The organism is Streptomyces sp. NPDC050264, from assembly GCF_040655895.1.
GTDB lineage: Bacteria > Actinomycetota > Actinomycetes > Streptomycetales > Streptomycetaceae > Streptomyces.
In genome coordinates this window covers 43433-58233 of sequence record NZ_JBFAKV010000013.1, presented here as the reverse complement: position 1 = coordinate 58233, position 14801 = coordinate 43433, and the positions used below count along the sequence as shown (strand labels likewise).

Annotated in this window: 16 protein-coding genes and 1 pseudogene; 5 read left to right on the top strand and 12 right to left on the bottom strand. The window is 70.5% G+C overall.

Annotated elements, in window-relative coordinates; all coding sequences use genetic code 11:
* Positions 1-24 precede the first annotated feature (24 nt).
* Complete coding sequence (locus tag AB0J02_RS23590) at positions 25-549, bottom strand: DUF6069 family protein (RefSeq protein ID WP_363195715.1); 525 nt, start codon at positions 547-549, stop codon at positions 25-27.
* Between the two features lie 589 nt (positions 550-1138).
* Positions 1139-1768, bottom strand: coding sequence for a helix-turn-helix domain-containing protein (locus AB0J02_RS23585; protein WP_363195714.1), 630 nt, complete (start codon positions 1766-1768; stop codon positions 1139-1141).
* Between the two features lie 169 nt (positions 1769-1937).
* Between AB0J02_RS23585 and AB0J02_RS23580 the strand changes: the two genes are divergently transcribed.
* Entirely contained in the window at positions 1938-2675 is a 738-nt protein-coding gene (locus AB0J02_RS23580) for an SDR family NAD(P)-dependent oxidoreductase (RefSeq protein ID WP_363195713.1), read from the top strand.
* Positions 2676-2746: 71 nt separating this feature from the next.
* On the opposite strand, the gene AB0J02_RS23575 is transcribed toward AB0J02_RS23580, so the two are convergent.
* Positions 2747-3967 carry a globin domain-containing protein gene (locus AB0J02_RS23575; protein WP_363195712.1) on the bottom strand — a complete coding sequence of 407 codons (1221 nt, stop codon included), beginning with the start codon at positions 3965-3967 and terminating at the stop codon, positions 2747-2749.
* Between the two features lie 299 nt (positions 3968-4266).
* Between AB0J02_RS23575 and AB0J02_RS23570 the strand changes: the two genes are divergently transcribed.
* Positions 4267-5187: a sigma-70 family RNA polymerase sigma factor gene (locus tag AB0J02_RS23570; RefSeq protein ID WP_363195711.1), complete on the top strand. Its 921-nt coding sequence runs from the start codon at positions 4267-4269 to the stop codon at positions 5185-5187.
* A 15-nt stretch (positions 5188-5202) separates the two neighbouring features.
* Here AB0J02_RS23570 and AB0J02_RS23565 read toward each other — a convergent pair whose 3' ends face one another.
* Entirely contained in the window at positions 5203-6111 is a 909-nt protein-coding gene (locus AB0J02_RS23565) for a sigma factor-like helix-turn-helix DNA-binding protein (RefSeq protein ID WP_363195710.1), read from the bottom strand.
* A gap of 349 nt (positions 6112-6460) precedes the next feature.
* Between AB0J02_RS23565 and AB0J02_RS23560 the strand changes: the two genes are divergently transcribed.
* Both AB0J02_RS23560 and AB0J02_RS23555 read left to right on the top strand, forming a co-directional pair.
* Positions 6461-7411: an alpha/beta hydrolase gene (locus AB0J02_RS23560; RefSeq protein WP_363195709.1), complete on the top strand. Its 951-nt coding sequence runs from the start codon at positions 6461-6463 to the stop codon at positions 7409-7411.
* A 108-nt stretch (positions 7412-7519) separates the two neighbouring features.
* Positions 7520-8362: an alpha/beta hydrolase gene (locus tag AB0J02_RS23555; protein WP_363195708.1), complete on the top strand. Its 843-nt coding sequence runs from the start codon at positions 7520-7522 to the stop codon at positions 8360-8362.
* Between the two features lie 102 nt (positions 8363-8464).
* On the opposite strand, the gene AB0J02_RS23550 is transcribed toward AB0J02_RS23555, so the two are convergent.
* The 8 genes and pseudogenes from AB0J02_RS23550 to AB0J02_RS23515 all read right to left on the bottom strand — a co-directional run bounded on the left by AB0J02_RS23550 (position 8465) and on the right by AB0J02_RS23515 (position 13707).
* The gene (locus AB0J02_RS23550) at positions 8465-8689 is read right to left on the bottom strand and encodes a hypothetical protein (protein ID WP_363195707.1); all 225 of its coding nucleotides are present in this window, start codon (positions 8687-8689) and stop codon (positions 8465-8467) included.
* A 150-nt stretch (positions 8690-8839) separates the two neighbouring features.
* Positions 8840-9589, bottom strand: coding sequence for an SDR family oxidoreductase (locus tag AB0J02_RS23545; protein ID WP_363195706.1), 750 nt, complete (start codon positions 9587-9589; stop codon positions 8840-8842).
* Between the two features lie 80 nt (positions 9590-9669).
* A pseudogene (locus AB0J02_RS23540) lies at positions 9670-9855 on the bottom strand (FAD-binding protein); the annotation flags it as partial.
* 304 nt (positions 9856-10159) lie between these two features.
* Positions 10160-10657, bottom strand: coding sequence for an Ohr family peroxiredoxin (locus AB0J02_RS23535; RefSeq protein ID WP_363195705.1), 498 nt, complete (start codon positions 10655-10657; stop codon positions 10160-10162).
* 122 nt (positions 10658-10779) lie between these two features.
* Complete coding sequence (locus tag AB0J02_RS23530) at positions 10780-11676, bottom strand: RNA polymerase sigma-70 factor (RefSeq protein WP_363195704.1); 897 nt, start codon at positions 11674-11676, stop codon at positions 10780-10782.
* A gap of 224 nt (positions 11677-11900) precedes the next feature.
* Positions 11901-12293: a hypothetical protein gene (locus tag AB0J02_RS23525; RefSeq protein WP_363195703.1), complete on the bottom strand. Its 393-nt coding sequence runs from the start codon at positions 12291-12293 to the stop codon at positions 11901-11903.
* Positions 12294-12421: 128 nt separating this feature from the next.
* Entirely contained in the window at positions 12422-13186 is a 765-nt protein-coding gene (locus AB0J02_RS23520) for an SDR family oxidoreductase (RefSeq protein ID WP_363195702.1), read from the bottom strand.
* Between the two features lie 47 nt (positions 13187-13233).
* Positions 13234-13707, bottom strand: coding sequence for a carboxymuconolactone decarboxylase family protein (locus AB0J02_RS23515; protein WP_363195701.1), 474 nt, complete (start codon positions 13705-13707; stop codon positions 13234-13236).
* 253 nt (positions 13708-13960) lie between these two features.
* On the opposite strand from AB0J02_RS23515, the gene AB0J02_RS23510 reads away from it, so the two are divergent.
* On the top strand, positions 13961-14698 hold the full coding sequence (locus AB0J02_RS23510; protein WP_363195700.1) for an alpha/beta hydrolase: 738 nt from the start codon (positions 13961-13963) through the stop codon (positions 14696-14698).
* Positions 14699-14801: the final 103 nt, after the last annotated feature.

Here is a 14801-nt window from a genome sequence, read left to right as displayed (position 1 = left end):
CGGCCCGGCGGCGGCTCACTCCGGTCAGCCTCGCCGGTAGGCGCTGCGTCCCACCGCGGAGAGCAGGGAACCGATGGCCGCGCCGATGACGAGGTAGACCGCGGCCGTCGCGATCTTCGGCCAGAGGTCCGCACCCGTCGTGAACGGCAGCAGCACCATGACCGCGGTGGCGAGGGCGACGATCCAGGTGAAGAACCGGCCCGGCTGCGGCGTCAGGACGATCAGGACGTGCAGCAGCGCCGTCGCCGCGAGAGCGGCGACGGCCGCGCCCCCGGCGAGCACACCGGTGGTGGCGTCGCCCATGGCGCCGTCGCCCTCCGGCGCGAAGACGGGGATGCCGAGGATGCCTCGTACGAAGAGAAGCGCGACGGCCGCGGTCAGAGCGGCGACCAGCGCCGTCACCGCCCCGCCGGCCCAGAGCCGCCCGGCGTCGACCCGCGAGGTCGGCGCGAGCCGGCCGGGATCGGACGAGTAGTACGTCGCCGGGGTGTACGACGGGTCGTGGGGCGGAGGGACAGGGCGGCCGTACGGTCCGTCGGGGGTCTCCACGCTTGGACTCCTCACAGAAAGGGACAAAGGGAAGCGGGCGTGCCCGCCATCCGTACCCGGTGAGGAACGTGAGCCAGCTTTGCGTACCGCCGACAGGGTGAGCGCGCGGGGACGATGGGCACGGAGTCCCGGAGCGTGCGACCCCCGGATCGGTCGGTCCATGAGAGGTGGAAGGTCGCCGATGCCGATCAGCCCGCTCGGCGACTGCCAGGTGGAAGCCAGCAGGAAAAGGCTCTTGCGCTGCCGAAGCGAGTCCAGCATGGAGTTCAGCGTTGCCACTGCCACGGCAGTTGGGTCCGCGCCCTGCCGCCGCTCGCTGGTGTTCACGTCGTGGAGAGCGCGGAAATCGTCGGCGATCACATACACCGCGGCTTCCGCCAGGGCGGAGACCGAAGGACTGGAGGACGTCCGCTGCATGAGGTCGGCCAGTGCGTCCGCGATCGCCCGTCGCGAGCGGGTGAAGCGTGGATCCGCTTCGGCTGCCGGGGGCTGGTCACTCACCTTGGAGCACCCCACTTCGAGAGTGAGCGCCCGGCTTCACCCCTCGGGTCGCGCCGGCCGTCCCGCGTCCCCGCCCGTTACACCCTGCTCAGGGGGCTGAAACCCGCGGGCGGCCCGGAGGCTCCTCCGGGAGCCGGCTCGGCCGGGGGGTGCGCAGAGCGTCCAGGGCCAGTTCGAGGTAGCGGCGCCAGGCTTGTGGCTGCGTGTCGAGGAGTGGCGCCGCCGTCTGGTGGATCCCGCCGAGCAGCAGCACGATGTCCGTTCCCGTGACGTCCCCGCGGATGACACCTTGTTCGCGTGCGCGTGCGGTCAGTGCCTCGACCGCGACGCAGAGGTCGGCGATCGCGTCCCGTACCTCGGACTGCTGCAACGACGGGCGTCCGATCACTTCGCAGAAGGCGCGGTCGGCGGCGAGGGTCTCGACGCCGGCGGTCATGAACTCCCGGAGCGCCGCGGCCGCGTCCGCTGCTTCGAGGAGTTCCCGCGCCGCTCCGGCGAGCCCGTCCAGCAGGCGGAGCATGATCGCGGACAGCAGGTCCTCCTTGGTGGGGAAGTGCCGGAACACGGTGCCCTTGGCGAGGCCCGCGCGCTGGGCGATCTCGTTCATCGACGCGTCGAGGCCCTGCTCGGCGAAGGTCGCGGTCGCGGCGTCGAGCAGCAGGCGCCGGTTACGCACCATGTCCGCCCTCGGGCCGGGGGTGCCTGTCGCTGCCGTCATCAGTGCCTCCTAGCTGACCTGCACCGTAGCACAACATGACCCACGGGTCAGCTTAGGTGTTACGCTCAAGATGACCCAGCGGTCATCTTCTGCTGTCGCCGGTCGTCGCCTGCTCCTGAGGAGGCCGACGGCTCGCACCGCGAACCATGGAATCCCCGGGAGGGAAAACGTGAGCAACACCCTTGAAGGAAAGGTCGTTCTCGTCACCGGAGCCTCATCGGGCATCGGCCGGGCCACCGCGCTCGCCCTGTCGAGGGAGGGGGCCAGGGTTGCCGTGGGGGCCCGGCGGGTGGACCGGCTGAAGGCCCTGACGGAGGAGGCCGGTGGCGGGATGCTGCCGCTCGAACTGGACGTCACCGACCGCCGGTCGGTGAACGACGCGGTCGAGGCGACCGTCGCCCGCTTCGGAACCCTCGACATCCTCGTGAACAACGCGGGCGTCATGCTCAGCAGCCCGGTCCTCGGAGCGGACACCGCGGAGTGGACGCGGATGGTCGAGACCAACCTGCTCGGCTCGATGTACATGGTCCACGCGGCGCTGCCCCATCTCCTCGCGTCGAAGGGCGCGGTGGTGCAGGTCTCCTCGACGTCGGGACGGGCGGCTTCCGCCACGAGCGGTGTGTACGCGGCCACGAAGTCCGGCATCAACGCGTTCGCGGAGGCGCTGCGGCAGGAGGTCACGGAACTGGGCGTGCGCGTCGTCGTCATCGAGCCCGGATTCGTCGCGACCGAACTCGCCGGCCACATCACGGACCCCGCCATCCGGACCATGGCCAAGAGCATGGCCGAGTCGATGCGGACGCTCCGGCCCGAGGACATCGCCGCCGCGGTCGTCTACGCGGTCACCCAGCCCGAACACGTCGCGGTCAACGAGATCCTGATCCGGCCGACCGACCAGGCCCGCTGAAGCCCGACGGCGCACCCGGCGCGGGCCGGTCGGAGGTGGGGTGGGCTTGTGCCCGCCCCGCCGGGGTCGTGCTACTTGCTGAGCCAGAGGTCGGGGCCGAACAGCTCGTAGTGCACGGCCGCGGGGCTGAGCCCGTGGGTGAGCAGGTCGCCGCGGACCGCCCGCATGAAGGGGAGAGGGCCGCACAGGAACGCGGTCGTGTCCTGGGACACCGTCAGGCCGGTGATGTCCGCCCTGCCTTCGCGCACGTGCGCCGCCTGGGCCTCCGGCTCGCCCGGTGCACCGGCGACGGTCTCGTACCACAGGTGCAACGAGGCGCGGGGCAGCTGGTGCACGAGTTCGGCCAGCTCCAGGCGGTGGGCGTGCTGGGCGGGGGAGCGGTCGGCGTGGATGACGGTGACGGGCCGGTCGGGCGAGACGGTGGCCAGGTGATCGAGCATGGAGAGCATGGGGGTGATGCCGATGCCCGCGGAGGCGAGGAGCAGGGGGCCGTCGCCGTCGGGGAGCACGAGGTCGCCGAAGGGCAGGGAGACCTTGAGGGTCTGACCGGCTCGGGCGTGGGCGTGCAGCCAGGAGGACACCTCTCCCTCGGGGACGAGGTCGTCGGTGGAGCGTTCGCGTTTGACGGTGATGCGCCAGGTCTTGTGGCCGGGAGCGGCGGACAGGCTGTACTGGCGTATCTGTTGTGCTCCGTCGGGGAGTTCGACCTGGACGCTGACGTACTGGCCGGGCAGGAAGGGCTCGGTGGGCAGTCCGTCGCGGCGGCGCAGCACGAAGGAAGCGGTGTCGGGGGACTCCTCGGTGCGCTCGTCGATCTCCATGTCGTGCCAGACGACGCCGTTCTCCACGCCGGCTTCGGCGTACAGCCGGGCTTCCATGGCGATGAGGGCGTTGGCCATCAGCCAGTACACCTCGTCCCACGCGGCTGCCACGGCGGGAGTGACGGCGTCGCCGAGGACCTCCTTGACGGCACCCAGCAGATGCCGGCCTACGAGGACGTACTGGTCGGGGGTGATGCCCAGCGAGGCGTGTTTGTTGGCGATGCGGCCGAGCACGGCGTCGGGACGCTTGTCCGGGTGTTCCACGAGTGCCGTGGCGAAGGCGGCCACCGCCCCCGCGAGCGCCTCGCGTTGGGCGCCGTTGGCCTGGTTCGCCCTGTTGAAGAGGCCGCGCAGCAGGTCCGGACGTTCCTCGAACATGTGGCGGTAGAAGAGTTCGGTGATGGTGCCGAGGGAGGCCCCGACCGCCGGAAGCGTGGCGCGGACGATCGGTGCTGACTGTGTGGAGAGCAAGACGACTCCTATCGCGTTCCTGCGACATGCGTGCGGGTGACGCACAGCGGCAGAGTAGTTAATTGGAGTCTGAGATGCCAATTAACAAGGTGTGATTCCGGCCGCCCGGGTACCGGCCGAGAGGGGGGACTCCGGGGGGACTCACACTGCTCGCGACAACACGGTGTTCCGCGCGCGGGCCGTGCCGACCAGGGGTCCGCCCCGCACGAGCGGAGCTGTCACAAAACAGGGATGCCCCTTGTCAATGAAGCAGACGCGATTCAGTGCTGGTTACCCGTAGGAACGGAGACAGACGGATCATGCATCCCGAAACGATCCCCGCGGAAGGTGTCCTGGACGAGGCCGTTTCTGTCTTCCTCGAACTCCGTCCACGGCTCTTCGGCATCGCCTACCGCGTCCTGGGAAGCGCCGTGGAGGCCGAGGACGTGGTGCAGGAAGCGTGGCTGCGCTGGCAGAAGACCGACCGCTCGGCCGTGGTGAGCCCTGTCGCCTTTCTGTCGAGCGCCACCACCCGGCTGGCGATCAACGTCGCACAGTCCGCGCGGCTGCGGCGGGAGACCTACATCGGCCCGTGGCTGCCCGAGCCGATCGACACGAGCAGTGACCCCGAAGTGGGCGCCGAGCGAGCGGAGGCACTGGAGCTCGCGCTCCTGCTCGTCCTGGAGAAGCTGACCCCGACGGAGCGGGCCGCGTACGTCCTGAGGGAGGCGTTCGACTACGCCTACGCCGAGATCGCTGACATGCTCCACCTCACGGTCATCAACGTCCGGAAGGTCGTGAGCCGGGCCCGCAAGCACCTCACGGCAGAGCAGCGCGAGAGCGTCGACGCGGTCGAGCACCGGCGGCTGCTCGATGCGTTCGTCGCGGCCGCACAGCGGGGGGACATCGCCTCCTTGGAAGCGATGCTCACACCGGAAGCCGTCAGCCTGTCCGACGGCAACGGCCTCCGCGGCGCCGCTCGCGTCCCGGTGCTGGGACGTGAACGGGTGGCGAACCTGTCGACCGCGTTTCCGCGGTTCTGGGGCCGGGTGGAGGTGCGTCCCGTCCACGCGAACGGGCGCGGCGCCGTGCTGCTCCACCGGGACGGCCGACCCTCGGTGTTCATGACGATTGCCGCCTCTCGCCGGGGCGTTCACCAGGTCATGTGGGTGTTCAACCCGAGCAAGATCGCCGCGTTCCTCAACTCGCCCTCGCGGTACGAGACCGGGCTCCGAGCCTGATGGGAGCGCTTCCAGTCACGGCGCTGAGCCGTGGCCGGCATCATCGGGGGAGCCGGGTGCGGCACGGTTCCAGGGACGCAGTTTGTCGGGGTTGACGACGACCCAGACCTGCACGACGCACCGGTCGGCGATGTCGAGACTGATGACCGCCGCGACCCGCCGGTCGTACCGCACGACCAGCCCGGTCCGGCCGTTGACGGAATGCGGGTCCACCGTCGTGCGCGCACGCGGGGCCAGCAGCGTCAGCAGACTCCGGGCCACCCGGTCCGGGCCGTGCACCGGCCGGATCTGTGCCCGCACCTTGCCACCCCCGTCGAAGAACGCCGTCGCATCCGACGCCAGCAGCACCACGAGCCGCTCCGCGTCCTGCGCCGCGCACGCCTCGCGCACCCCGTGCACCGCCGCATCCTGCTCCAGCGACGTCGCGGTCCGCCCCTGCCGGGCCCGCAGACACCGCCGCGCCCGCTCCGCCAGCTCCGCACACTCCGACTCGGACCGGCCCACGATGGCGGCCACCGTACGCGGTGTCATCCCGAACACATCGTTGAGGACGAACGCGGCCCGCTCAGCCGGGGACAACGCGTCCAGCGCCCCCAACAGCACCTCGCTCACCTCCCGTTCCAGCATCCGCCGCCGTTCCCCGGCAGCGTCGGCCGGTTCGGGGGCGCAGCCGCCGCGCCGCCTTCGCCCCGGCCGCGCCAACCGCTCCAGACAGATCCCGCCCACCACGCGGGACAGCCACGCCCGTGGCGCGTCGATCGCCCCATGCTCCGATCCCGGCAGCGCGTACCACCGTTGGTACGCCTCATCCACCACCCCGTCGGCCTCACCGGTGCTGCCCAGCATCCAGAAGGCCACGTCGAGCAGGTGCCGGCGTTCGTCGACCAACTCCCCGATCGGCACCGCCTCATCGGCGAACTCCATTTCCTGCCTCCTTCTGACACAGCACCCGCCGGCCCTGCGCGCGGCGTCTTCTCGTTGTTCGTCCGCTCGACAGACGAGACCGGACAGCCACAGCTCTTGTGACATCCGGTTGGCCGCGCCGGGGCGTTGCGGTTCTGGAGCCGGTTCTCGGCGGAGCGGGGTTTTGGCCACCGCTTCCGGTCGGCAACAGCAGCAGCTTCGCGGTACTCGAACGGTGTCGCGGCAGTGCCGCGGGCCCGCCTGCGGCGGCACTGAACACACTGTCTCCCCTTGATGTCACACCTTCAAGGGCTCACCTGTCATGACAGTGAACGCGGCCCACCATCCAGCTGAGAAGAGGAGCAACGCCATGAACCGTCCCGTCCTCGAACCCGCCGCCCAGGAGATCGCCGACGCCACGGCCACCCCGCCCTTCCTGTACGAACTCGGCCCGGAGGGCGCCCGGAAGGTCCTCGACGACCTGCAGGCCGCCCCCGTCGAGAAGCCCGACGTGCAGGACAAGTGGATCACGGTGCCCGCAGAGGCCGGCGACGTCCGGGTCCGCATCGTCAAGCCGCTCGACGCCGGGGACATCCTGCCGGTCGTGCTCTACATCCACGGCGGCGGCTGGGTCATCGGCAACGCCGGAACCCATGACCGCCTAGTGCGCGAACTCGCCGTCGGCGCACGGGCCGCCGTGGTCTTCGTCGAGTACGACCGGTCCCCGGAGGCCGTGTACCCGGTCGCGATCGAGCAGGCGTACGCGACCGCCCGGTGGATCACGGAGAAGGGGGCCCAGGAAGGTCTCGACGCGTCCCGCCTCGCGGTGGCCGGCGACTCCGTCGGCGGCAACATGACCGCCGCGCTGACCCTCATGGCCAAGCAACGAGGCGACGTCACCTTCGTCCACCAGTCGCTCTACTACCCCGTCACGGACGCCGGCCAGGACACCGCGAGCTACCGGGAGTTCGCGGACGGCCCCTACCTCACCGCGAAGGCGATGGCCTGGTTCTGGGACTGCTACACCACCGACCCGGCACAGCGCGCGGAGATCACCGCGTCACCGTTGCGCGCCCGCGTCGAGGACCTGCGGGGGCTGCCGCCCGCGCTCGTGCTCGTCGACGACAACGACGTCCTGCGCGACGAGGGCGAGGCGTACGCCCGCAAGCTGATCCAGGCCGCCGTGCCGACCACCAGCATTCGCTACAACGGCAGCCTGCACGACTTCATGATGCTCAACCCCGTGCGGAGCACCCGGGCCACCGAGGCCGCGGTGCGGCAGGCCGTTCACACCCTGCGCACCGTTCTGCACGAGGGCTGAGACCCCGTCGGCGCCCGTGGCACGGACCCGGGCGCCGCCCGGGATTCCCCGCCCTGCGGTCCGCCCTGTCCGGGCCGCACCCGAACTCTGATCCGAAAGGCACCTGTCATGAATCGACCCTCGCTGCCCCGACGCACCGGTGGCCGCCTCTCCCTTCTCGCGACGGCGGGCGTCGCCGCGGCCCTGCTCGCCACGTCGGTCGCACCGGCGAGCGCGGGCAAGGACTCTCCGCCGCCCGGTCACAAACCCACGGTCGTTCTCGTCCATGGCGCGTTCGCCGACTCCAGCAGCTGGAACGGAGTGGTGAAACAGCTGCGGCGGGAGGGCTATCCGGTGGTGGCCGCGGCCAACCCGCTGCGCGGGCTCGGCGGCGACGCCGCCTACCTGAAGGACGTCCTGGCCGGCATCGACGGGCCCGTGGTGCTGGCCGGGCACTCCTACGGCGGGTCCGTCATCAGCGATGCCGCCCAGGGAGCCGCGAACGTCAAGGCGCTGGTCTACATCGCCGCGTTCCTGCCGGACAAGGGCGAGAGCGCGGTCGAGCTGTCGGGCAAGTTCCCCGGCAGCACCCTCGGCGAAGCCCTCCGTCCCGTCCCGGCGACGCTGCCCGACGGCACTCAGGGCACCGACCTCTACATCGAACAGGCCAAGTTCCACCACCAGTTCGCGGCCGACGTGTCCAGGAGCACCACCGACGTCATGGCCGTCACGCAGCGGCCGGTCACCAGCGCCGCACTGGAGGAGGGCGCGTCCGAGCCGGCCTGGAAGACCATTCCGTCGTGGGTGCTCGTGACCACCGAGGACCTCAACATCCCGCCGAAGGCCCAGGTCTTCATGGCCGAACGCGCGCACGCCCACACCACCGAGGTCCGGGCGTCGCATGCCGTGAGCGTCTCCCGGCCGCACGACGTCACCCGCATCATCGAGGAGGCCGCGCACGCGGTCCGCTGACCGGCCGGCAGGGCCAGGGGCCATGGAACGAAGTGGTCCCGCCCGATCGAACCGATCGGGCGGGACCACAGAGCTGCCTGGACGCGGGCTCGTGACGGGCGCTCAGGGACCGGGGGAGGGGCGCGCGGGCACGTACTCGGCGCCGATGCCCCGGAGCCGGCGCAAGGAGTCGGTCACGGACCACATCTGCAGGTCGACCAGAGCGAGGGCGTCCCGCAGTTCGGTGATGCGGGCCTGGAGCGCGACAGCCTCCGCGGCCAGGGACTGCGCGGCGGCGAGCGGCGATTCGGAGGCAGAAGCCGCATGCGAGTGGCTGATTCTGGGCATGGTGAGCCGCTTTCCTCGTGCGGAGGGTGGCGAATGAGAGGGAATTCCGGACGGGGCAGGTCCGGGAATTGCGCGGCGTTCGGGTTCCGTGCGGCGAAAGGGAAAGCGGCCGTGCCGGGCGGCCCCGCGCACAGGGCCGCCGCGGAAAGCTCACGCCTGCTGCTGGGCGAGCCAGTCGGCGAAGCCGGTGCCGGCGATGTGCGCGTCGGGGCCGGGCAGAAGCGTGGTCTCCCGCAACTCGGTGCCGAAGTACGTCGCGTGCGGGTCGGCCACCACGGTGCGCGGGTCGTTCTTCGCGGCGAGACCCCTCCGGATCAGCTCGTCCAGCTGGAAGGTGTCGGGACCGGCCACCTCGACCACGCCCTTGACGGGGGCGCCGACGGCCGTGCGGCCCACGGCGGCGGCGACGTCGCCCGAGTAGACGGGCCGGATCCTGACGGGCGCCAGACGCACGGTGTCACCGTCGGTGGCCTCGGCGGCGATGCCCTTCATGAACTCGAAGAACTGCGTGGCGTGCACGATGGAGTAGGGGATTCCGGACGCCTTGATCAGCTCCTCCTGCGCCTGCTTGGCGCGGAAGTAGCCGCTCCCCTGCAGACGCTCGGTGCCGACCACCGACAGGGCGACGTGGTGGGTGACACCGGCGTCGGCCTCGGCCCTGAGGAGGTTGGCCGTCGAGGTGCGGAAGAACTCCATCACGTCGTCGTCCGCGAACGAGGGGGAGTTGGACACGTCGACGACGACCTCGGCGCCTTCGAGCACCTCGGCGAGGCCCTCGCCGGTGAGCGTGTTGACGCCGGTGTTGGGCGCGGCCGGCACCGCCTCGTGGCCGTGCTCGTTGAGCTTGGCGACCAGCTTCGAGCCGATGAGGCCGGTACCGCCGATGACTACAACCTTCATGATGAGAATCCTCTCGGGAGATTCGCGTTTCGGTCCGCACTAGATAAAGACCGAGTTGTCGTGAGGGTTGTGACAGCCGACCGGCCGTCCTCCTCGCGGGCGAAGGCCATGCCGAACCGCTCCAGGTCGTCGACGCCGCCCGCCGCGAGCGAGGTGTGGGCGTCCTCCTTGGGGCGCTTGCCGACGGCGAGGACGTCGACACCGGCCTCGGCCGGCTCGATCGCCGCCCGCAGGCCGGCTCCGCCGGTGCCGATCACCCACACCATGGTGGACAGCCGTTTCTCGGTGGCAGCCACGATTGCTCCGATCGATCGGTTCGTCACCGACTCCGACCAGGTCCCCGGCAGGTTTGTGACACCCCGCTCCGGACGAGCGGAGGACGGTGTCGTCGCCACCCGGAAACATGGTGGTGTCACACCTTCACCACGTGCGTGGTCATACGGCCGGCCGACGCCGAAGGAGAGGAAGGTGACCTACGCCCGACCGGACATCGCCGTGTTCGCCATCCGCACCGGTGGCCCCCGTCCTGACCGGGCGCCGGTCCCGGCGGACGAGTGGTCGTGGGTGCGCCTACGGAGCCAACGTGATGGTCGTCGGGGTGCCGCGCCACGCCATCCTGGCGTACGGACACAACGCGTCCGCCTGCTCCAGCAGCGCAGGGGCGATCTCCGGATCCACCCCCGGCCAGTTCACCACCAGGTCGACGCGCAGCAGATAGCCGCCGTCGTCCGGATCGCGGCCGAAGGCGACGGTCGCGTCCACGGAGATGTCGGCGGGATCGAATTCCTCCTGCCGCGCCACCAGGCTCAGCGCGCCGTGGAAGCAGGCCGCGAAGCCCGCGGCGAACAGTTGCTCCGGGTTGGTCGCCCGGCCCTCCCCGCCGAGCTCACCGGGTATGCGCAGGTCGATGTCGAGGGCCCCGTCGGACGACCGTGCCCTGCCGGAGACACGCCCGTGCGAGGCGGCCCCGCCGTTCACGGTCACGGTGGTCGTGTAGATGGGGGAGAAGGCCGTGCCCGCGTAGTCCTTCTGCGTGGACAGGTCGGGCAACGGGATCCGCTCGGTCACAGGTGGACTCCGGCGTTGTCGTGGTACGTGCTCCGGCTGACGCCCGGCACTCGTACGCGAACTCCGGATACCGGACGACTGGTTGACCGACAAGTACCCGCTCGTGTGACACCTACGGGGCTTCAGGCCTCCAGCGAAGCGACGTAGGGCGCCAACTTGGCCGGATTCATGACCCACATGATGCGCTCGATGCCCTCCGCGGAAACGTCCACGGACAGCAGGGCCACGGCAGTGCCCGCGGTGGAGATGAGCACGGCCGGTCGGCCGTTGGCCTCCGTCCACCGCACCTGCGCCTCGGGCCAGAAGCGCGGCGCGAACGCCACGAGGTACCGGGAGACGTGCGTGCGTCCGATGACCGGGATCTTCGAGGCGCCGCGCGCCCCGCCGCCGTCGGAGTAGCTGACGACGTCCGTCGCGAGGACCTGTTCGAGCACCGCCAGGTTCCCGTTGCGCGCGGCGTCCAGGAACACCTCCAACAGACGCTGGTGGTCGGCGGGAGCGACACGTTCCTTGCGCTGCGCGGTCAGGTGCTTGCGGGCACGGCTCACCAGCTGGCGTGTGTTGGCCTCCGTGGTCTCCAGGACCTCCGCGATCCTGCGGTAGGGATACTCGAAGGCCTCGCGCAGGACATACGCGGCCCGTTCCACCGGGTTGAGCTTCTCCAGGAGCAGCAGGACGGCCAGTTCCATGGCCTCGGCCCGCTCCGCGCCCACCTGCGGGTCCACGGTGGTGTTGACCGGCTCGGGCAGCCACGGCCCCACGTACGACTCACGCCGTACCCGAGCGGACCGGGAGAAGTTGATCGCCAGACGTGTGGCGATCGTCGTCAGGAACGCGGACGGTTCGAGGACGTCCGCACGGTTGGTCTTCTGCCACCGCAGCCAGACGTCCTGGACGATGTCCTCGGCCTCCACGGCGCTGCCGAGCACGCGATAGACGATGCCGAACAGCTGTGGGCGTACGGCGAGGAAGTCCTTCGTCGCCCGGTCGAGAGAGTCGGCGTCGCCCTCAGCGTGCATGGTCGCCCCTTCCGGCGTGATCGTCCCCATGCTACAAACCGGCGGAACGGGACGAAGCCGTGCGGGCGCAGTTCGCCCCGGCAGACCGCCGTCGTGGTGACACCACCTCACGGTTGCTCCCGCCGGCCTCCGCACGTGTCACAGGTCGGCATGGTGTCCGGTCAACTCTGCCGAGGGGGCGGGGAGGCGCGCCCCGCCCATCCACGCGGCGACTTACGAGCTGCTCAACAGTGTCGGACAACCCATGAGGCCGCCGCTACCGAGCTGCCCTGCGGGAGAGGGTGCGGCCCGTCCCGCAGCCCCGACGCCGCGCCTCGCGGTCTGCCCCGGTCGGCCGAGGCGCGGGCCGACGCGACGAACCGCGCCGTGTCCCGGGTGGCGGCGCGCACCACGCGCAGGGGAGTCCCCGACGTACGGCTGACCAGATGCTCGTACGCGCGCACTCCCAGGCCGCTGACCGTGCCGGACTCGAACTCCTCTGCTGCCGCGGCGAGTTGGACGTCGATGTGGGCTTCGGAGGGCGGCTCGGCGCGGCGCAGTGCGGCCAACGCCCTGCTTACGTAGACCGGCGGCACGAGGCTGAGCCGCGCCACCTCGGTGCCGGACCCGTCCGTCACGGGCTCCGGCCGGTCGCGGGGTCGAAGTGCCAGTGCACGGCGGCCCGGACGAATTCGTCGGGGTCCACCCCGTCCGACGGGCCGGCGTCCAGAACGTACGGCATGAGCAGGTCCTTTCAGCGTCCGGGTCAGGAGAGTTCGAGCCCGCCGTCGATGGTGAGGATCTGCCCGGTGACGTACGCGCCCCCCGGGTCGGAGACGCGCAGGATCCAGTCCGCGATGTCCTTGGGGTCGCCGAGCCGGCCCGTGGGGATGCGCTCGCGTTCGCCGGTCCGGATCTCGGTGACGGTGTCCGCGGGGAGACCCGCCGCGGACAGGACGTCGGTCTCGGTGGGGCCGGGGGCGATGGCGTTCACCCGGATCCCCTCGGGGGCGAGTTCCAGGGCCCAGCTGCGGGTCAGCTGCTCCAGGGCGCTCTTGGCGGCGGCATAGTGCGCTCCGCCGGCCAGGGGCCGGTGACCGTAGGTGCTGGAGATGTTGACGATGGAACCGGCGGTGTCCCGCAGGTGCGGCAGCGCCGCGTGGGCGAGCAGGCTCGGTGCTGTCACGTGGAGTTCGAGCAGGTTGGTGATCGTCGTGCGGTCCGTCTCCGCCAGGGGCATCAGGGCGGCCACGCCGGCGTTGTTCACCAGCAGGTCCAGCCGGCCCCACCGTTCCACGGCGGTGGAGACGATCCTCTGGGCGGCGCCCTCTTCGCACACGTCGGCCGACAGGACCGCGATGTTGGGGTGGGCGCCGGCGGTCTCCTTCAGGGCACCCTGCCGCCGTCCCACGCCGAGGACGTACGCGCCCGACTCCGCGAGGGCGATGGCCGTGGCCCGGCCGATGCCGGATCCCGCGCCCGTGACGACGGCGACGCGGTCGGAGAAATGCAATGTTGTGAAGCTGGACATGATGTTCCTTCGGAAGGGGGCAGCCTGCACGGGCGGTCGCGGGAGGCTCAGCCGAACTGGCCGGGCCGGTAGCCGCCGGCCGGTGTCCGGTTGATGGCGTTGATGCGGTTGTAGGCGTTGATGACAGCGATCAGGGAGACCAGCGCGGCCAGTTGGTCCTCGTCGAAGTGCTTGGCCGCGTTCGCCCAGACCTCGTCGCCGACCCCGCCGGCGGCGTCGGAGATGCGGGTGCCCTGCTCCGCCAGTTCCAGGGCGGCCCGTTCGGCGTCGGTGAAGACCGTGGCCTCCCGCCAGGCGGCCACCAGGTGGAGGCGCTGCGGGGTCTCTCCCGCGTGGGCGGCGTCCTTGGTGTGCATGTCGGTGCAGAACCCGCAGCCGTTGATCTGGCTCGCGCGGATCTTCACCAGTTCCTGCGTGGTGTGCGGCAGCGTCGAGTCCGACAGCACCTTGTTCGCCGAATTGATGTGCTTCAGAACCTTGGCCCCGAGCGCAGAGCCGAAGTAGTCGAGACGTGCGTCCATGGTGTGTTCTCCTCGCCGCAGTGCTGATCCACCAGTGCTGATTCACACTGATGACCGGGACGCGCCGCGGTTTGTGACACCGCAAGGCGCGTGTCCTGCATCACATGGACAGGCAGTGCGCGCTCGTGGTCACACTGTTCACACGATGGCACGATGTGGTGCGCGAGCCCGAGCGGACCCGGCGCCGAACGCGGAGGAGTGGTCCTGCCCGGCTTCCCTGCGCGCGACCTCTACCGACGAAGGGCCCCGACTCATGCCCGCGATCCTGATCCACGGCGTCCCCGACACCCACCACGTGTGGGACGGCGTACGCCGCCATCTGCACCGGACCGACGTGGAAGCCTGGGACCTGCCAGGGTTCGGCGCGCCACGGCCGGAGGGCTTCACGTCGGCCAAGGAGGAGTACGTCGACTGGCTCGTCGACCGGCTGGAGCGCGTCGGTGAACCGGTCGACCTGGTCGGCCACGACTGGGGCTGCATCCTCACGGCGCGCGTCGCCTCCCTGCGGCCCGAGCTGGTCCGCACCTGGGCCGGTGGCAACGGGCCGGTGAACGCCGGATATGTGTGGCACCCGCTCGCGAAGACCTGGCAACACCCCGCAGACGGCGACCGCTTCATGAGTGAACTGGAACCCGGCGCGTTCGCCGACGACGTGGCGGCCGGCTTCGATGTTCCTGTCGACCTCGCCAGGGAGATGGCCAGCCGCGTGGACGAGACCATGAAGGACAGCGTCCTGAGGCTCTACCGCTCAGCTGTGACCATGGGCGAGGAGTGGGAGCCGGGGCTGGCACGCGTGAGCGCGCCGAGCCTCGTGTTCTGGGGAGCCCTCGATCCCGCCTGTCAGATCGAGTTCGGCGAGAAGCTCGCCGTCTCCCTGCGCGCCCCCGGCGTCGTGCGGCTCGACTGCAACCATTGGCCGCTGCTGCAAAGGCCCGCCGAGGTCGCCGTGGCCATCGAGACACACTGGAAGGCGTCGGGCGAGCGGCAGTAGCAGGACGGTCAGAGGCTGCCCGTTGAATGTTTGTTCAGCCCACACATACTGATGCATGATGGGGACTGCCCGAGCTGATCAGGGTCTGAACCGTGAACTGCAT